17 protein-coding genes, 1 tRNA gene and 1 pseudogene are annotated in these 18,066 nt (G+C 66.3%); 10 read left to right on the top strand and 9 right to left on the bottom strand.

Annotation, left to right across the window (positions count from 1 at the left end; genetic code table 11):
- Window positions 1-81: 81 nt before the first annotated feature.
- The 3 genes from ABD089_RS13320 to ABD089_RS13310 all read right to left on the bottom strand — a co-directional run bounded on the left by ABD089_RS13320 (window position 82) and on the right by ABD089_RS13310 (window position 3,357).
- Window positions 82-1,221 carry an O-antigen ligase family protein gene (locus ABD089_RS13320; protein WP_343886944.1) on the bottom strand — a complete coding sequence of 380 codons (1,140 nt, stop codon included), beginning with the start codon at window positions 1,219-1,221 and terminating at the stop codon, window positions 82-84.
- A 118-nt stretch (window positions 1,222-1,339) separates the two neighbouring features.
- Window positions 1,340-1,993 carry a YveK family protein gene (locus tag ABD089_RS13315; protein WP_343886943.1) on the bottom strand — a complete coding sequence of 218 codons (654 nt, stop codon included), beginning with the start codon at window positions 1,991-1,993 and terminating at the stop codon, window positions 1,340-1,342.
- 8 nt (window positions 1,994-2,001) lie between these two features.
- Entirely contained in the window at window positions 2,002-3,357 is a 1,356-nt protein-coding gene (locus ABD089_RS13310; protein WP_343886942.1) for a lipopolysaccharide biosynthesis protein, read from the bottom strand.
- A gap of 235 nt (window positions 3,358-3,592) precedes the next feature.
- Here ABD089_RS13310 and ABD089_RS13305 point away from each other — a divergent pair.
- The 6 genes and pseudogenes from ABD089_RS13305 to ABD089_RS13280 form a co-directional block, all read left to right on the top strand.
- A pseudogene (locus ABD089_RS13305) lies at window positions 3,593-4,954 on the top strand (IS1380 family transposase); the annotation flags it as partial.
- 353 nt (window positions 4,955-5,307) lie between these two features.
- Complete coding sequence (locus ABD089_RS13300; RefSeq protein ID WP_343886941.1) at window positions 5,308-5,766, top strand: DapH/DapD/GlmU-related protein; 459 nt, start codon at window positions 5,308-5,310, stop codon at window positions 5,764-5,766.
- Window positions 5,763-6,884 (top strand): glycosyltransferase, encoded by a 1,122-nt coding sequence (locus ABD089_RS13295; RefSeq protein ID WP_343886940.1) that lies wholly within the window; start codon window positions 5,763-5,765, stop codon window positions 6,882-6,884. Before ABD089_RS13300 ends, ABD089_RS13295 begins: the two co-directional genes overlap by 4 nt.
- Window positions 6,885-7,095: 211 nt before the next feature.
- Window positions 7,096-8,331 carry a glycosyltransferase family 4 protein gene (locus ABD089_RS13290; protein ID WP_343886939.1) on the top strand — a complete coding sequence of 412 codons (1,236 nt, stop codon included), beginning with the start codon at window positions 7,096-7,098 and terminating at the stop codon, window positions 8,329-8,331.
- 33 nt (window positions 8,332-8,364) lie between these two features.
- The gene (gmd, locus tag ABD089_RS13285) at window positions 8,365-9,417 is read left to right on the top strand and encodes a GDP-mannose 4,6-dehydratase (protein WP_343886937.1); all 1,053 of its coding nucleotides are present in this window, start codon (window positions 8,365-8,367) and stop codon (window positions 9,415-9,417) included.
- 74 nt (window positions 9,418-9,491) lie between these two features.
- A complete protein-coding gene (locus ABD089_RS13280; RefSeq protein ID WP_343886936.1) occupies window positions 9,492-10,463 on the top strand; it encodes a GDP-L-fucose synthase family protein in 972 nt (323 codons plus the stop codon).
- A gap of 52 nt (window positions 10,464-10,515) precedes the next feature.
- On the opposite strand, the gene ABD089_RS13275 is transcribed toward ABD089_RS13280, so the two are convergent.
- From ABD089_RS13275 to ABD089_RS13265, 3 genes are read right to left on the bottom strand one after another with little or no spacing between them, the layout of a single operon-like run.
- Entirely contained in the window at window positions 10,516-11,982 is a 1,467-nt protein-coding gene (locus ABD089_RS13275) for a PH domain-containing protein (RefSeq protein WP_343886935.1), read from the bottom strand.
- On the bottom strand, window positions 11,979-12,482 hold the full coding sequence (locus ABD089_RS13270) for a PH domain-containing protein (protein ID WP_343886934.1): 504 nt from the start codon (window positions 12,480-12,482) through the stop codon (window positions 11,979-11,981). The genes ABD089_RS13275 and ABD089_RS13270 overlap by 4 nt, the downstream gene beginning before the upstream one ends.
- The gene (locus ABD089_RS13265) at window positions 12,479-13,105 is read right to left on the bottom strand and encodes a DUF1707 SHOCT-like domain-containing protein (RefSeq protein WP_343886932.1); all 627 of its coding nucleotides are present in this window, start codon (window positions 13,103-13,105) and stop codon (window positions 12,479-12,481) included. Before ABD089_RS13265 ends, ABD089_RS13270 begins: the two co-directional genes overlap by 4 nt.
- Before the next feature lie 116 nt (window positions 13,106-13,221).
- Here ABD089_RS13265 and ABD089_RS13260 point away from each other — a divergent pair, with 116 nt between their 5' ends.
- From ABD089_RS13260 to ABD089_RS13245, 4 genes are all read left to right on the top strand, one after another.
- A complete protein-coding gene (locus ABD089_RS13260; protein WP_343886930.1) occupies window positions 13,222-13,410 on the top strand; it encodes a DUF5302 domain-containing protein in 189 nt (62 codons plus the stop codon).
- A gap of 8 nt (window positions 13,411-13,418) precedes the next feature.
- Window positions 13,419-13,874, top strand: a complete 456-nt coding sequence (locus ABD089_RS13255) for a DIP1984 family protein (protein WP_094766002.1) — start codon at window positions 13,419-13,421, stop codon at window positions 13,872-13,874.
- Between the two features lie 708 nt (window positions 13,875-14,582).
- Window positions 14,583-14,882, top strand: a complete 300-nt coding sequence (locus ABD089_RS13250) for a hypothetical protein (RefSeq protein WP_343886928.1) — start codon at window positions 14,583-14,585, stop codon at window positions 14,880-14,882.
- A complete protein-coding gene (locus tag ABD089_RS13245) occupies window positions 14,879-16,621 on the top strand; it encodes an amidase (protein ID WP_343886927.1) in 1,743 nt (580 codons plus the stop codon). The genes ABD089_RS13250 and ABD089_RS13245 overlap by 4 nt, the downstream gene beginning before the upstream one ends.
- A gap of 99 nt (window positions 16,622-16,720) precedes the next feature.
- Here ABD089_RS13245 and ABD089_RS13240 read toward each other — a convergent pair.
- The 3 genes from ABD089_RS13240 to ABD089_RS13230 all read right to left on the bottom strand — a co-directional run bounded on the left by ABD089_RS13240 (window position 16,721) and on the right by ABD089_RS13230 (window position 18,059).
- Window positions 16,721-16,794, bottom strand: a tRNA-Gly gene (locus tag ABD089_RS13240).
- 99 nt (window positions 16,795-16,893) lie between these two features.
- Entirely contained in the window at window positions 16,894-17,466 is a 573-nt protein-coding gene (locus ABD089_RS13235) for a type II toxin-antitoxin system PemK/MazF family toxin (RefSeq protein ID WP_343886926.1), read from the bottom strand.
- On the bottom strand, window positions 17,466-18,059 hold the full coding sequence (locus ABD089_RS13230; RefSeq protein ID WP_343886925.1) for a hypothetical protein: 594 nt from the start codon (window positions 18,057-18,059) through the stop codon (window positions 17,466-17,468). The genes ABD089_RS13235 and ABD089_RS13230 overlap by 1 nt, the downstream gene beginning before the upstream one ends.
- Between the last annotated feature and the right edge of the window lie 7 nt (window positions 18,060-18,066).

Raw genomic sequence — 18,066 nt, 5'->3', positions numbered from 1 at the left:
ATCTTCTCATGATTCTCAGGAAGTGCGAACTGCGCCCACTGCAATCGAATGTCCTGGCCGCCTGGTAGGCAACGCTCCTAGTCAGGCCAAGGTGCCCAGGGCACTCGGTCGGGCGCGTTGACCTCTCAGTATCGAGAGTCCTGCGATCACCCCGATGGGGAAGTACAGGAAGCGGTCGACCAAGCTGTTCTCCACCAAGCCGAGGACGATCCAGATGCCAACGCTGATGACGCAGTACAGGCCCAGGACCGAGAGCTCGGAGGAACGGATCCCCTCCCAGACCACAGAGGCCAGGAGGAGCAAGATCCCTGTGAGGAGGACCACCCCACCCGCCGAAAGCATCTGCAAGTAGATGTTGTGCGCGTAGGTGATCTGGTTGAGGCCGACTCCGAAGATGGGGCGCTGCGAGAAGTCCGCCAAACCCTGCAATGCCACCGCCGTGCGTTCGGCGTTTGAGTCCGCCCCGCCCTCGTTGTTCCCGAAACGAAGTAGCGTTCCCTGAATGGTTTCCAGCCCCCCAATCGCCTGCATTGCCAGGGGTGCAGCCACCAACGCGACGAGGCCCAAGATCGCAAGGGGACGCCTGGCGTGGGGGAGGACCAGTGCCATGCCCACCATCACAACGACCAAGAGGGCTTGGGCGCCGCGGCTGCCCGAAAGGACGATTCCTACGACCAAGAGGGTTTGAAGCAGGACGCCTCGCTTGGCATGTCGTCGCGCGATCCATGTCGCGATCGGGAAGGCGAGCAAGGCCGAAACACCTAGGCTGTTCGCATGTGACCCGAGGCCTGCCTGGCGACCTGAATAGTCCACGTCAATGAGGCCGGCGGAGATGGCCGTGACGCCCGCGCTGTCGAGCAATGCAACAGTGCAGGAAACGCCAACCCCCCAGGCCCACGCAGAGATGATCTGGGCAAGCCGTCTCGGCTTGTCGGGCGCGAGGGCGGCCATGCAAGTAGGCAGGACGAAAAGTGCCACCAACCACTGCAAGCCAGAGATCAGCGAGGTGGGGCCGTGCTCACCGTGCAGCCCGAGGAGGTCGACTCGATGCGTGACATACGACTTCGACACTGGCCACCAGGTCAGCGCAGCGACGTCGATCACGACGGCGGATACCCCGAACCAGATCCACGGCGGGACGCGACCGTGCCACATGAACCCCCGGCCCCAAGAGGAAGCCAAGAGGATTCCGAAGCAGGCAGCGATGCTGAAATCAACCATTTGGAACCCACCGACGTAGACCCCGCTCCAACTCGAAGCCAACGCACCGAAAATCAGGACGCCTGCGGCAAGGTCTTCGAAGGTGCAATTGGGTCGCCTGGCATACCCGGGCGTAGGACTAGCTCGTCTCATGAGCCTTCCCCACGTGCGCGCCCGTGGTCCCCTGCGCTCGTGCCACCCGAGCGCCGCGTACTAGAGCCGCTGCGATGCCCACCAAGAGCCCGAGCGCCAGTCCAACAACAGTGTCAAGAAGCATGTTGGGGCTGCTGGGCTTAGTGGGCGCGGTTGCTGTGGTCAAGATCACCGACTTGACGACCGTTGCCTTGGTCGCGACCCCCTTTGCATCCTTGGCGCTCGGAGAAAGGGTAGCGGTGGCAGTCTGCAGCTCTTCGCTGATTGCGTTGGCCAGATCAGCTGCCTGCTGAGGAGAGGAGTCTTCGACATCTACCTCGATGATGGAGGTGCCAGTCGGGATGGAGATGCTGGTCTGCTTGGACAGCGCCAGTACGTCCTTGCCAAACCTCTTGGCCACGGGTGAGAGGACGAGGTCGGAATTCGCTGCGGCAGCGTATGACTTCAGCTGGCCCTCGGTGAAGCTGGTGCTTTGAGTGATGTCGTTGTTGTCCACGGTGTAGAAAGTCTGCGTGCTTGCCATATAGGTCTTGGGTGTGAACTGAGCAACAGCTTGGCCAGCGCCCGCCCCCAGTAACGCGCAGAGCAACACCAGCCCCAGATGGCGCTTGAGTGTACCGAAGAAGTCTCGAAACTCCACGATTCTCCCTAATCTGTCTCGGATCCAAGGGGTCCAGTTGGTTCATTCTGATCAGTGATGGTGGTGATCGGCTGCCGGGGGGCGGCGAGAGGGCCGGTTCGGTCCAGAGCTCCGGACTTATGAGGGACTTGCGCCGAGGCCGCGAGGCTCGAGTTCTCTTCGAGCGATGATGCCAAGGCTTTTACGGTGACGAGCCCCTGCCACGCCTCACTCAGCACGCGTAGGAACAATCCAGAAAGCACCGCAACAACGGCACCCAGGGCGTCGAACCGCTGGACCCCGGGAACTATCAGCGCCAAAGAGATCAACCCAGTGACGATGGTCGTGGCTGCTACGAACTGGAGACGATTAAACGTGGACAGGACCGCATGAGAAAGCATCAGTTCGTACAGCCCCATGCCTACGAAGATCCCCATGCAGAGGTTCAATTGCCAAGTTGTGTGCAGCTCCCCGGCGCCCAGGATCTTGGTCAACAGGGGTGCCGCCAAGAACGTGAATCCGGAGAGGAACAGTCCAAGCAAGGCACCGAACTGGATCGTCCTGCGCGCTCGCGCCAATCTGTCGCCTCGCGGTACCCATCCCTGTAGGACAGTGACAAACGGCACCAGGGCTACGGCGATCTGACGCTGCAACTTGTCCACGAACGCGTAAAGCGGCTGGGCCGCGGGCTTTGAGTGCGCAACAAGCAGAACGGGTAAGGCCCCCATGGCTGTACTGCTAACACTGGCGACGACGCCGTCCTTCTGCTCTGCGAGTACCCGAGGAACCGATTTGAGCTGGCGCTTCTCGGCACCTCTGCGTGCCGCGCTGGAGACCACCCAGATTGCGCTGAGTGCAACGGCGGTCACCATACCGAGCAGTTGGCCAACGGCTCCGTCCATGGCGTTACCGCCCATCCACATCGCGACCGTGCCAGCGAATGTCCCGCCTACCCGGGGGAGGGTCTCGGTGGTCAGCAACGCCCAGGGCTGGACCATCCCGACGAAATACCAGTTGGCGGACAGACCGATGGTTGTGGCCGAAAGCCCTCCGACGATTGCTAGAAGGCGAAAACCCGGTGGAGCTGAGAACCATGTGAAGAGGATGACTCCGGCCGACACCGGGATCATCAAAGCGAGACGGGCCAAAACCGATTCCAGGAATTGGGCGCGCGCTTGACTTGGGTCCGCGCCGGCAAGCTGGGCCGGCCCGGACATGTTCCACCCGTAACCAACCAAGACGGCTCCGATACTCCCCACCGCTTGGCCTAGGGCCATGGCGCCCCAAGCGACTGCGCCTGAAGCCCTTACCATGGCGGGGATCATCATCAGGGAGGCCACCGCAAGCAACGCCATAGAGGCACCGAAGCCGATGACCCTCTGCAAGTTGGCCAACCTGTGCACAGAGCTACCGTCCCCCCCAGAGAAATGGGCTGGAGCAACGCATCCAGTCGTGCCGTGAGTCTAGACGCCCTGCCCGTGTCGGCCCCGGTTCACTCAGCTGGTGTTCAGCCCTGATCCACCGACGTTGTGGGCGTGGCGTGGAACGGGAGTGCCCTCTGAGCAGGGAGGATGTTGAGTACGACGTCCACATCCGGCTGCTCAGAAGGTCACTCCGTAAGTGAAAGCCTCTCACACGATCCGTCCCGTTTTCGATGACCCGAACCTGGTGTCGACCGCCGGGTTGGTCCCGGCCATGTTGTTGGCCGAGTCCGCCGGCCTGCACGACCTGCTGGCAGAGCAGGTGAGTGTCACCTCGCTGAACGCTGCGGTGAAGGCGGCCAGTGTGGTGGGCGGGATGCTCGCCGGCGCGGACAGCATCGATGACCTGGACCTGCTGCGCCACGGCGGCATGGACAGGTTATTCGCCGGCGTTCGGGCCCCCTCGACGTTGGGCACGTTCCTGCGCTCGTTCACCCACGGGCACGTGCAGCAACTCGACGCCGTCGGCGGACACCTGCTGGCGGGTCTGACCTGCCGGGTGCCCGGCATGATCGCCGGCGCCGCCACCGACCAGGGGCTGGCGTTCCTCGATGTGGATGACACGATCCGCGAGGTCCACGGCTACCGCAAGCAGGGCGCCGGCTACGGCTACACCCGGGTGCGGGGGTTGAACATCCAACTTGCGGCCCTGTCCACCCCGTTGGCGGCGCCGGTGATCGTCCGCGCCCGGCTCCGCAAGGGCAGCACCTCCTCAGCCAGGGGCGCGGGACGGATGCTGGCCCAAGCGATCACCACCGCCCGGGCTTCCGGAGTGAAGGGCCACCTGCTGTGCCGGGCCGACTCGGCGTACTACGGGTGGGCGTTCGTCGGCGCCGCGCTCCGGGCGAAGGCGTGGTTCTCGGTCACCGCCCGGATGACCAAGAAGGTGAGTGCCACGATCGCCGGGATCGCCGAGGACGACTGGCAGCCGATCAAGTACCCCCAGGCTGTCTACGACGAGGCCGAACAGCGGTGGATCTCCGACGCCGAGGTCGCCGAAGTCGGGTTCGTCGCGTTCACCGGCCGCCGCAAGGCCGAACACGTGCCCTGCCGGCTGGTCGTGCGCCGGGTCAAACGGCTCCAACCACTCGCCTCCGACGGCAGCGAGCAACAAGAGTTGTTCGCCGCCTACCGGCACCATGCGTTCATCACCAACACCACCTTCACGATGGTGGAGGCCGACCAGTTGCACCGGGACCACGCGATCGTGGAACAGGTCATCGCCGAACTCAAGGACGGGCCACTGGCCCACCTCCCCTCGGGCAAGTACGCCGCCAACGCCGCTTGGGTGGCCCTCGCGGTGATCGCGTTCAACATCGCCCGAGCCGCCGCCATCGCCGCCAACCTGACCAAAGCACGATGGGCGACCCTGCGCCGCAAGCTCATCAACGTCCCGGCCCGGATCGCGGCCACCGGCCGCCGGCTCGTGCTGCACCTACCCACCCACTGGCCCTGGGCCGACGCCTGGGAAGCCCTGCACGCCGTCGCGACCAGCCCACCCCGAACCGCGACACCCTCACCACCCAGCCCCAGCAGGGCCCAACCCGAGGACCCCGTGGAAAAGCCGGACAGACCGGCAGACCCGCCGCGCCCACACCAAAGAACGACCCTCAGAACCGACGCGAGAAACCACCAGAAATCACGGTCGGTGGATCAGGGTTCAGGCCTGCAGGGAGTGCCTGAGGTAGGCTCGCGCCAGTCGTCGTGTGGAGCCCAAGGGCCCGCGCACCAAGCACACGGGGGGATTCGATGGCCAACCAGCAGCCGACCGGCGGACACTTCAGGCGCTTGGCAGAATTCACCGGGAAGGGCTACGACAAGGGACGCAGCGTCCCGGTCTGTGCAGCTTGGGCGATGCTGGCGGAGCCGTTGACCCGCTCGATCCTCTGTCCCCCTTCGGTTCGCGCGAAGGTGCTTCGCGCGTTCGGTGCTCAGATCGGCGAGAACGTCAACATTCGCAACGATGTCCGCATCCACTGGCCGTGGAAGCTGACCGTGGGTGACAACAGCTGGATCGGCGTCGGGAGCTATCTGCTGAATCTCGAGCCCATCACGATCGGCGAAGACGTCTGCATCTCCCAGCAGACCTTCCTGTGCACCGGGAGTCACCAAGCCGATGATGTCGCGTTCGAGTACGACAACGGGCCCATCAGCATCGAGGACGGCGCTTGGGTGGCTGCCCGAGCCACCGTCCTGCGTGGCGTCACCGTCGGTCGTGACGCCGTGGTCGGCGCAACGGCGTTGGTGTACAAGGACGTTCCCGAGGGGGCGCGCGTGCTTGCCCCCCAGTCGCAGGTCAGAGAAGTGAAATGAGGATCATCCATGTCTTGGCTGTCCTGAGCCCGGACAACGTGTACGGCGGGCCTGCGACTGTCGCGGTTGACCAGTGTCGAGCCCTGGCTGCTGCAGGACACGATATCACCCTTATTGCTGGCGCCATGGGCTTCGAGGAGGATCTCCCCAGCTCGATCGATGGCGCGCCAGTCAAGCTGTTTCCCGCACGCACCCTCATGCCTGGCACCGGCTTCGCGGGCCTCGCTGCGCCTGGCCTCGAGGTTTGGCTCGCTCGTCAAGCCCGGAACGCGGATGCCGTGCACGTCCATCTCGCCAGGGACTTGCTGACCCTTCCGGCCGCCGCCCTTGCGCAGGCCCTCGGGGCCCGGGTACATGTCCAGACCCACGGGATGATTGATCCCTCGGACAGCGCATTGGCGAAGGTGCTTGACGTTGCGCTCACCCGGAGGGTGTTGCGCAGGGCCGAGAACGTCTTCTGTCTGACCGAGGCCGAGGTGGCCGACGTCCACCAAGTGGCGGGCCCAGCGGTGAAAGCCAAGGTGTTGCCGAACGGCATCTTGGTCGATCATGAGCCCCCCGCACGCCCGGAGGGTTCCCCGAATGTTCTCTTTCTTGCGCGGTTGGCGCCCCGCAAGCGTCCGGGAGCATTCGTACGCGCAGCACTCGAGCTTGCGCCCGAGTTCCCCGACGTCACCTTCACTCTGGTTGGGCCGGATGAGGGTGCAGCCGACGAGGTTCAACGCCTCATCCGCGAGTCTGGCCTGGGCGAGAGAATCGAGTGGCGCGGACCCGCGGGACGCGCTCAGTGCGCCGCCTACATGGAGGCAGCTGACCTCTACGTGCTTCCGTCGGTCAATGAGCCATTCGGCATGACGGTTCTGGAGGCCCTGCGCGCTGGCATTCCCGCCATCGTCACGGACAGCTGTGAGCTTGGCCCGATGTTGATCAGGAGTGGATCCGGGGCGGTTTCCGGGCCCGAGCCATCGCAGCTGGCGGAGGCAATGCGTCCTTACCTTCGCGACGCCGGGCTGCGCCGCGCGGCGGGTGAACGTGCTTTCGCCACCGTGAGCGGCGAGTTCTCCATCGGTGCGATCCGTGACCAGCTGCTGGACAGATACGGGTCCCCCCAAGGTTAGGTACGAAGGCTTCAATAGTAGTGCTAGTCAGAAGGTTATCCCGTGGAATTTGCGGGCTGATGTCCACCTGAGATACCCATGAGAGGCGCCGAGCCCGCCAAGTCCGTGCCGCTAGAGTCATGGCGTCGTGTGGACCGCCCTACGCAAACGGGGCACCGCTGAACACTCGGGGAACAGGCGCGCGTTTCGGCGTACGCCGAAGGAGTAGTGCATGAAGATTCTGGTCATCGGGGTGAACTATGCCCCCGAGATCTCGGGCATTGCGCCCTACACCACGGCGATGGCCGAGGGCCTCGCCGCGCGCGGTGACCAGGTCCGGGTCATCACAGGTGTCCCGCACTATCCGCAATGGACCAACTACACCAATTTCACCGGCCTCACGCGACGGGACGACCGCAACGGGCTCCCGGTCCGCCGGGTCCGCCACGTCATCGGCTCCGGAGGCATGGGCCTGTCCCGGGTGGTGCAAGAGCTCACCTTCGGTTTGGGCGCGGTACTCAGCAGCTGGCAGCGCCCCGACGTGGTCGTCACTATCAGCCCCGCTCTGATCAGCTCCGGGCTGCAAGTCCTGCGCTCCAAGTTCCCCGGGCAGCCGCCCGTCATCGTGTGGGTGCAGGATCTCTACTCCAACGGTGCGCGTGAGATCGGCGGCAGTGATCTTCGCGGCAAGCTGTTGCAGAAGCTCGAATCGGCCATCCTCCGCTCCGCGGACGGCGTGTTGGTCATCCACGACCGCTTCGCGCGCCACGTGATCGACGACCTGGGCGTCCCGGCCGAGAAGGTGCAGGTCTCGCGCAACTGGTCCCACATCGACACCACCAGCAAGGCCGACCCCGCCGAGGTGCGCAGCAAGCACTTCGGCGACGCCAAGTACATCGCTCTGCACACCGGGAACATGGGGGCCAAGCAGGGGCTGGAGAACGTCGTCGAGGCCGCACGGCTGGCAGACCAGAAGGGCTCGGAGGTCGTATTTGGGCTGCTGGGCAATGGTTCGCGGCGCGAGGCGTTGGAGCAGGCGGCCAAGGGCACCAAGCATCTGGTTTTCGTCCCCTCCCTTGACGACGACGAATACTCCGCCATCCTTCAGACCGCCGACGTGCTGATCGTCAACGAGAAGCCGGGGCTGCGCGAGTCGGCCGTCCCCAGCAAGCTGACCTCGTACTTCGTCCAGGGTATTCCGGTGGTGGCCGCCACCGAACGCGACAGCGCCACCGCTGACGAGGTGCTCGCCGCCGGCGCGGGTCCGGTCGTCGCGCCGGGTGACCCGGCAGCGCTGCTGGCGGCGGTGGAAGACATGGCCCGCTCTGTCAACCGCGCGCGAGAATATGGGCGAAGCGCCAAGCTCTTCGCTGAACAGAACCTGACGGCTGCTTCGGCCGTTGAGCGTGTTTCGGGGTGGCTGCGTGATCTCGTCGACGCACGCCAGCGGACCGCGGTAGAACAGTAACCAGTAGAACACAACGGGGAAATGGAGTAAGCCATGGCCAAAAAGGCCTTCATCACCGGCATCACGGGCCAGGACGGTTCCTACCTTGCTGAGTTGCTGCTGGGCAAGGGGTACGAGGTGCACGGGCTGATCCGTCGCGCGTCCACCTTCAACACCCACCGCATCGACCACCTCTATGAAGACCCGCACGAGCAGGACGTGAAGCTCATGCTCCACTATGGCGACCTGTCCGACGGCGCCCGGCTGGTCACCCTGATGGACAGCATCCAGCCCGACGAGGTCTACAACCTGGCCGCGCAGAGCCACGTCCGCGTCTCCTTCGACGAGCCGGAGCACACCGCCGACACCACCGGTGTGGGCACCGTCCGCCTGCTGGAGGCCGTCCGCCAGGCCGGCATCAGCCCGCGCTTCTACCAGGCCTCCACCTCCGAGCTGTTCGGCGCCACCCCGCCGCCGCAGGCCGAGGACACCCCGATGTACCCCCGCTCGCCCTACGGCGCCGCAAAGATGTACTCCTACTGGATCACCAAGAACTACCGCGAGGCCTACGACCTGCACGCGGTCAACGGCATCCTGTTCAACCATGAGTCGCCCCGTCGTGGCGAGACCTTCGTGACCCGCAAGATCACCCGCGCCGTCGCCGCCATCAAGGCCGGCAAGCAGGACAAGCTCTACATGGGCAACATCGACTCGATCCGTGACTGGGGCTACGCGCCCGAGTATGTCGAGGGCATGTGGCGCATGCTGCAGGTCGACGAGCCCGAAGACTTCGTGCTCGCCACCGGCAAGGGCTACACCGTGCGCGACTTCCTGCAGTTCGCCTTCGAGGCCGTCGACCTGGAGTGGGAGAAGTACGTCGAGTTCGACGAGCGCTACCTGCGCCCCACCGAGGTCGACGCCCTGATCGGCGACCCGACCAAGGCCAAGGAGAAGCTGGGCTGGGAGGCCACCGTCTTCACACCGCAGCTGGCGAAGATCATGGTCGAGAACGACATCAAGCAGCTGGACGTCAGTGGCAAGCTGTGGATCGACGCGGCCGTCAATGGGGCGGGCGAGCCCCTGCCCGGTTTCAAGACCTGGAAGTGAACGAACAGGCGGCGCCGGGGAATCAACCCGGCGCCGCCGTCGTTCCCACCGCTACAGACCCCAGGGGGAATCACATGACCGAGAGCACCTACACCCCGAGCGCCCTTGACCGCTCCGCCACCGTCTACGTCGCGGGTCACCGCGGGCTCGTCGGGGGCGCCATCCTGCGCCACCTGACCGAGCAGGGCTTCACCAACATCGTCACCCGCACCCACGCGGAGCTTGACCTGACCGACCGGCAGGCCGTCTCGGACTTCTTCGCGCAGACCAAGCCCACCTACGTCTTCCTGGCCGCGGCCAAGGTCGGTGGCATCCTCGCCAACAACACCTACCCCTACGACTTCATCAGCAAGAACCTGCAGATCCAGGTCAACGTGATGGACGCTGCGCTGGAGCAGGGTGTCGACCGGCTGCTGTTCCTGGGCAGCTCCTGCATCTACCCGAAGCTCGCTGCGCAGCCCATCACCGAGGACGCCCTGCTGACCGGATACCTGGAGGAGACCAACGACGCCTACGCGATCGCCAAGATCGCCGGCATCATCCAGGTGCAGGCCGCCCGTCGCCAGCACGGCGTGCACTGGATCTCGGCCATGCCGACGAACCTGTACGGCCCGGGCGACAACTTCTCCCCGAAGGGCTCGCACGTGCTGCCCGCCCTGATCCGTCGCTACGACGACGCCTCCTCCGGTGGCGCCGACGTGGTGACCAACTGGGGCACCGGTTCACCGCGTCGCGAGTTCCTGCACGTCGACGACATGGCCTCCGCCTGCCTGCACCTGATGGAGCACTACGACGGCCCGCAGCAGGTGAACGTGGGTACTGGCACCGACACCACCATCAAGGAGGTCGCGGAGCTGATCGCCGACATCACCGGCTACACCGGCCAGGTCGAATGGGACACCACCAAGCCCGACGGCACCCCGCAGAAGCTGCTCGACGTGAGCAAGCTCAAGGGCGAGGGCTGGGAGCCCAAGTACGACCTGCGCTCCGGCCTCGAGCACACCATCGAGTGGTACCACCAGAACAAGGACAACATCCGCGAGTGACCCTCGCGCAGCGATCAGCCCGGCTCCCCACAGGAGCCGGGCCGCACGTCGTTCACAGGGGGAGTTCCTGCGGGGCAGGATCTGTCAGCGTGAGTTGGGCGTCCGTCCCCGGGCGTCCGCCGCGGGCACGAGCGTCCCGGCACCGGTCCATCTCGGAGAGCACCAGCTCGCGCGCGACCTGCTCGTCCAGGTAGGGGATCGTCATGCCGAGGATGCCGGCGGTGGTGTCGACGGACACGTCCGCGAGGTGCACCCGGCGCAGCAGCGGGCCCTGGGTGAGGTGCACCGACTGGGCGCGGGCATGCGCGACGATCGTCATCACCCGTCGGATCGCACCGCCGACCGACACGATCACCTCGTCGTCGTAGCCCCACCAGCGGTAGGGCAGCCCGATCGGCTCGAACCAGCGCGCGACCTTCGGCGGGTAGCGCCGTTCGATCCGGTCGACGCGGAAACCGGGCCAGATCTGGTCGAGCACGAAGCACACCTCGTCCCAGGTGCCGGCGGGTAGCAGCACATCGCTGCCGGCCTTGCCGTCCTCGCCACCGGTGTTGCCCAGCACGTCGATGCGCACGCGGAACAGTCCGAATGGGCGCCACGGCAGCTGCTGGATCACCGAGACGCCTTGGATGCGGTCGACCGGAACCGTCTGCGAGACCAGCGAGGTCATGCCGCGGCTGATCTTGAGCGCGCCCGAAGCGGTGCGGATCAGCTGGTAGTTCCACTGGCCCATCAGGTTCCTGGCGACCAAACCCCAGATCGCGGTGGCCAGCGGGATCAGCAGCGCGAAGGTGCCGGTGCGGGCGCCGGCCCAGAACGCGATCCCGGCGGGGAGGGCGAAGGCGACGATGATGCCGATGAGCTCCAAGGACAGGAAGCTGGTGAGCACGATCCGTTGCGGGGTCACGCGCAGCAGCGGCACCTCGTCGCTGTGGCGGTCGATGAAACGGTCGTCCGCGGGCGGCATGGACGCTGCCTGTTGGCCGGGGGCCTCGACCAACGGACGTCCATGGGCGCGGGAGATCAGGTGGTTGCGCAGGCCGTAGGCGCGGTCGCGCGTCAGGTACTCGATCGTCTTGCCCTGACCGGACCCGACGTCGATGTGCAGCCGCGCGAGCCCGAGCAGACGGGCGGCGAAGGGCTGCACCACGTCGACGGACTGGATCTTGCTGAACGGCACCCGGTCGGAGTTGCGGGACAGGAAGTTGCGCTCGATCAGCACCTGTTCGTCATCGATCAGGAAGCGGGTGAAGCGCCAGGTGAAGTAGCCGCTGATGATCGTCAGGGCCAGGATCGTGCCACCCACGCCGGCCAAGGCCCACAGCAACCGGGCATCGGGACGCTCGGGGTCGTTGAGGTGTTCGACGGCGTCACGTCCGAAGTAGACGATCAGGCCGACGAGCCCGATCCATCCCTTGACCAGGGGAGTCAGGGGATGGGGGCGTTCCATCACGACGGCGGGCTCCGCGACAGCCTCCGGCAGCGGCTGGGGCCCAGCCTCGGGGAGCGGGGACGTCACAGGCCGACCGCCTGCTGCTCACCCAACTCGCTGAGGCGGTCGCGCAGACGCTCCGCCTCGGCCGTCGGCAGCCCGGGGATGGCGGCGTTCGTCCCAGCAGACGCCGTTTCCAGATGCACCGTCGCCAGACCGTAGCGCTGCTCGATCGGGCCGGAGTTCATGGTGACCACCTGCATGCGTCCGTAGGGGACGACGGTCATCGTCCGCTGCCACAGACCGTTGCGGATGTACAGGTCGGTCTCGCGTTCGCAGTAGCCCCAGGAGTCGGCGATGCGGCGCTGGCGCGACCAGCGGTAGGTGGTCCATGCAAGACCCACGACGGCGACGACCACGGCCGCCCACCAGTGCCAGAAGAACGCCGGCAGCGCGATGACCGCGAAGAAGACCGGCCAGGTCAGCCACACCATCAAACGCTTGAGCCGGGCGAAGTTGGGCGACAGGGGCTTCCAGCGCAGGTCGGGGGCGGTGAACAGGTCCGGCGCGGTGGACAGTTCGCTCATCGGCTGAGCCCCAGACGCTTGGTCAGCCCGACGTGGTCGGGGCCGCAGACCTTCACTTCCCCCATCAGCGCGAAGCCGGTGATGACGATCGTCGGCGCTCCCGGACCGCCCGGGCGCAGGCCCGAGGTCTTGGCTTCGCTCATGATGTTCGTCGTCCGGACCTCGACGTTGACGCCCGCAGGGACGGTGACCTTGAGGGTGCCCATGACGACATTCACGCTGATGGTGCAGTGGCTCGCGTCCAGGGTGCCCTGGCTGAGGTCGAGGATGACGTCGCCCATGATCGCGGTCGCGGAGGAGTGCTCGGGCAGGCGGGCCGTGATGCCCTCGACGCGGTGGGTGCCCATCACGGTGGTCCAGGAGTCGGTGCTGCCGGGGTTCGCGCGGACGACCGCAGTGCCGGGACGCGACGACGGCGCGAGCTGCTGGCCCACAGCCGTCAGGTCGGCGGTCAACGGCACCAGATCCCCGAAGGTCTTCGCGTCCCACACGGCGTTCGTCCGCTCGTCGTGCTCGGCGAGGCTCAACCGCCCGTCCGCGTAGGCATCGTTCAGCAGGTCGACGACCTGTTGGCGGTCACTGTCACCACAGCGCAGCACTGAGCGGTCCGGCACGTTCGTCATGAGTCCAGCCTAGTTCTTGGCGGTGCCGGGGCGAATCGTCCCCTGACGGAGCCAGTGTGCTCGTAGTCGCGGAAAGTCCCTTGTCAGGTTGGTCGGAGTGGGCCAAGGTTGGCCACATGACTGAGAAGCCGACACCGGATGAGCCGCAGGACCCCCGCGATCGGATGAAGGCGGCCCTGGAGGCCAAGAACGCCAAGTCGCGCCAGGGTGCCGATGGGCAGGCAGCCCACCTGTCGGGCCATGGCCCCAAGGCCGTCGCCAAGGCTGCGGGCAAGCGTGAGTTCCGTCGCAAGTCGGGCGGGTAGGAGGGACGATGAAGTTGGCTGAGGCGCTCGCCGAGCGCGCCGAAGTACAGGCGCGGCTCGACGAGTTGAAGCGCCGGGCCGTCGCGTCGGCCCGGGTGCAGGAAGGTGACGTGCCCGAGGAAGACCCGACGGCGCTGATGGCTGAGGCGGAGCGGTTGATGAACCGGCTGGCGGAGTTGGTGCGGCGGATCAATGCCACCAACTCGGTGACCCCCTTCGAGGGAATCGGCACCATCACCGACGCCATCGCCGAACGTGACCTGGCCGCCCGTCGACGGAGTTTCAACGCGGAGGTCGCCGATGCAGCGTCCGCTCGGATGGACCGCTACACGCGCACCGAGGTGAAGTTCGTCTCCACCGTGGACGTGGCGCGGGTCAGGGCCAACGCGGACGCGGCAAGCAAGCGCTACCGCGAGCTGGACACCGCCCTGCAGCAACTGAACTGGAGCACCGACCTGGTCTGAGCCGGAAGCAGGTAGTCGCGTCAGCGCGTGCCAAGCCCACGGCGCCGGGGGCCAAACCGGTGCCTCCTCCTGCAACCCTCTGGGCGGGGGCCCTGGGCGAAAGCCCGCACAGTTCACGCCCTGCATGGTTGACATGGGTATGGAGCACGACGAACACCTCACCACCACGGCACGGGGGCGCGACGAGGGAGGGTCCGGGGACCTTCCGGCTCAGATTCATGCGTGCGAGGAGCGGGAGTCGCGGTCGCACGGCGCTCTGGAGGATGGTCATCGTCCTCAGATCCAGGAAGCGTTGCCGGTGCTGATGAAGCCTCGAGTGTTCGAGCGGCGCGGTGGGTGATCTGTCGGACGACGTCCGTCATGGTCGTGGGGCGTCCCAGCTGCACCGACGCGTGGTGGGGTCGGTGAAGTCGAAGCTGACGTCGTCGGGGAGCACCCCCGAGCCCGCTCAGTGGCCACGACTTCGCCGAGGACATGGACGACTACCTTGGGACCCGCCCACCGCCCCCTGTGTGCTCGACATTGCCGTACGCAACGAATGACCTCACCTTGCGGACGCAGCTACCACGATCACGCACGGGTGGACGCCACCAACGCCGTAAATGCGCCGCATCTCGCGTTACCTGTCCGTGACGAAGGGGAAACACCCGTGACATGCGAAAGGGCAAGGATCATGCCCTCACCCATCCCCGCTCTGGAAGGAATTCAATGGCCACCCCACCCACTGATGTGGAGCTCGACACCATGATCCGGGCCCGTCTGGCGAGCATCGGGATCGACCTGTCCCAGTTGCCCGAGGGCAGCATCCCCGATCCCACCACCGGTAGCCCGGGGCAAGTCACGGTTCTGGCCAGCCTGCGCAGCTTCGTGCGCGGCTCAATCGCCACCGTCGCCGGATGGCAGCCACCGACGCCGAGTGGCGTTTCGGGCGACCGCGAGCTGCTCCAGCAGCAGACGGCCGTTCCCGTGATGTACCCATCCATCGCCACCGCCTGGAGGAACTCATGACCATGCAGTACACCCCAACCAACCATCATGATGACCCCAATCCATACGGAACCGCGTCAGACCCTGCCTTCGCGCCCGAGTGCGCAGAGCAGCCGACCGCGGTTCACCGACGCAGCTTCTTGGCGCGGATGGGGGCTGTCGGCGCACTCGCCGTGATGGGCAACGTCGCGCTCCCCGAGGTGGCCGCAGCTCGGACCCCCGCGCGCACCTCTGCGGTGCCAAAGGTGTCCGTTCGCCGGGCGGTGCGGGATGACTTGAGCGAAGCCACGTTGGCCGAGGCCATAACGCTGATCCAGGCGGGTCGCCTCAAGCCGTCCCTGCTGGTGCGTGCTTACCTCGACCGGATCGGCGCGTTCGACGACACCTTGCAGGCGTTCAACCTGGTGGCCGCCAAGGACGCGATGGCCGCGGCGGTCGCGTCTCGACCTGGGTCCGGAATCTTGGCGGGCATACCGCTGGCGATCAAAGACAACTACTACACAGCTGGTTACAAGACCACGGCCAACAGCTTCATCTTCCAGGACTTCGTGCCGCCTTTCGATGCGACGGCCGTGGCCCGACTCAAGCAGGCCGGGGGCATCGTGCTGGGCAAGACTCAAATGGGTCCATTGGCAACCACCCGCGCCACTACCCCGAGTGGTGTCATCACCACGGTGAATGCCTGGTCTCCGGCGAACCCATCGGTTGACCCGGGCGGGTCGTCGTCGGGTTCCGCCTGCGCTGTGGCGTCTCGGATGGCCGCGAGCTCGGTGGGCACACAGACCGGCGGCTCCATCACCGCCCCGTCCAACCAGCAGAACTTGACCGGCCTGAAGCCCACGATGGGCCGGGTCTCCTTGTATGGGATCATTCCGCTCACCTATACCCGTGACCATCCCGGGCCACTGGCTCGGACGGCAATGGATGCCGCGATCATGCTGTCGGTGATGGCGGGGGAAGATCCGCACGACCCCCGGACACAGGGGCTCCCGGCGCCTGCGGACTATGTTCGCGCGGCCACGCCAGTGACCAAGGGCGGGAAGGTGTCGTGCAGGTATCCCACTCGGGTGGGCTACCTGCCTGACTTCCTGGCCGTGACGGGGGAGACGCTGGCGCTGCGCAAGACGTTCCTGGAAAAGCTGGACGCCATCCCCGGCATCAGCGTCGTCGCGGTCCCGTTCCCTGATGAATGGGACGTATTGGCCGGTTCGGCCATGAACGACGTCCGCCTGCCAGAGCGCAGTGAGCCCTTTCTGCCCACGATGCGCAAGGATCTGCGGCTGTTCGGCGTTTCGGTGACCTCGTGGCTGGCCGGGGCCCTGATGGGTGCAGACGAGTACGTCAGGGGTCAGCGCGCCAAGGAGCTCTTCCTCGACCGGGTACTTTCGGAGGTATTCGGACCGTGTGATGTAGTGCTGCAGACCGACCCGTCGTACTTTGACCGGGTTGGGCTGCCGGAACTGGCTCTCCCCATCGGCTTTACAGCCGCGAACCTGCCGGTCGGCACCATCTTGGGCGGCCAACCGTTCGCTGAGGACCGCCTGCTGGCGGTGGCGGCTGCCTATCAAGAGGTGACCGACTGGCACCTGCGTCGGCCAACCGACCCCGCCGATGACAACCCGCCCCCCGCGATTCCGCTCACGGACAGGGGCAGCGCCAAGGCGTACTCGCGGACGGCCGCCGGGTTGACAACACCCCCGGTAGCGCGTGCCCACCGAGGACGAATGTCCGCGCATCAGGTGCACCAGGAAACCGAGTAGCGGGCATCGAGCCCCATACTGGGCACGAAACGCTTTGCGTCGCTGGACTGAAATGTCCGAAGGGCCTTGCCAAGATCTCCTTGGCAAGGCCCTTCGTGGTGGAGCGGGCGACGGGAATCGAACCCGCGTGTCCAGCTTGGGAAGCTGGCGCTCTACCATTGAGCTACGCCCGCGTGCCGTGAACGGCTACGCCACTCTAGCGCATCGACGACTGGGTGGAGGGCGTGGCCGGAGGGACGCCCCGAGAGGCTCGAAGATCGCGAGGGACGGCGTCAGCGGCGGGCGAGGACTGCTGCGGTGACCTGGTCGAAGATCGCCCGATCCAGCGCAGAGCCGGTGCGGCGAACCCGAGGGGCGTCCACCCGGATGATGCGGTCGAGCCGGACCTCCGAGGGGCGGCCCTTGGAGTCCCAACTGCCCGTCCCAACGTCCATCCAGTGACGACCGGCGCGGGCCTCCTGTGCCTCGTCCCGGTCGTGATCCTTGGACGTCAGCGGCAATCCCAACAACCACGCACCATCGCGTCCGATCAACAGCACGGGGCGGTCCTTGCCCTGGGAATGGTCTTCCTCGTAGGGCACCCAGCACCAGACGACCTCGCCCGGGTCGCCGAGGCGTCCGGCCTGTGGGGAGTACTCGATCGACGGACGTCCGGCGAAGTCGCCGGGGTATGCGGAGCCCTCGGAACCCTCGACAGGCTCGGGGGTCGAGGTTGGGAACGTGCTCTGCTTCGAGGTGCGCTGCTTCGAGGTGCTCTGCTTCGACGTGCGCTCGCGTAGTTGCTGGCGCAGCACATCCGTGGCGACACGCCCCAGAGCCCGGAGCAAGGAGTCCATCAGCGCCATCAGCGGAACCTCGGCAGTGCGCCGTAGACGACATGGTCGGGGGTGCGGCGCGGCACGATCACCGAACCGGCGCGGAACTCGTCCCAGTGCCGGAAATAGCGGCTCACCGCGGGCAGCCACAGCAGCGCGGCACCGATCGCGGCCAGCGGCAGCGCAGGCAATGCCCACGAGTTCATCGCGAAGGCGCCCAGCGCCACGACCGTCGCGACGATCGCGGCCGGGCGCGACCAGCGGTAACCGTTCCAGGCGTTGAATCCGGCGATCGCGGGAGCGGCCGTCATCAGGCCACCGAGCGCGAACATCAGCACCACCGCGACGATGGACCTCCAGCCGCCCGGGCGGGGTTGCCACCACTCGATGATCTTCACCGCGTGGGGGAAGGTGTGCATGTGGATCGCGTCCCACCACCCCTTCGCCAGCGACACGGCAGCGACGACAGCCGACGCGTACAGGAAGGACATCGCCACGACCATCCACTTCGAGCGGCGGGGCTGCCCGGTCGCGGGACTGATCGGTACCTGCGGACGCAACTCGTCCAGCGGGGGCAGGGTCTCGATGACCTGCGGCCCGGTGTGCGTCGCGACGTTCTCCACCCGGCAA

The organism is Luteococcus sanguinis (assembly GCF_039527675.1).
Taxonomy (GTDB): domain Bacteria; phylum Actinomycetota; class Actinomycetes; order Propionibacteriales; family Propionibacteriaceae; genus Luteococcus; species Luteococcus sanguinis.
This window is presented reverse-complemented; position numbering and strand designations above follow the sequence as displayed.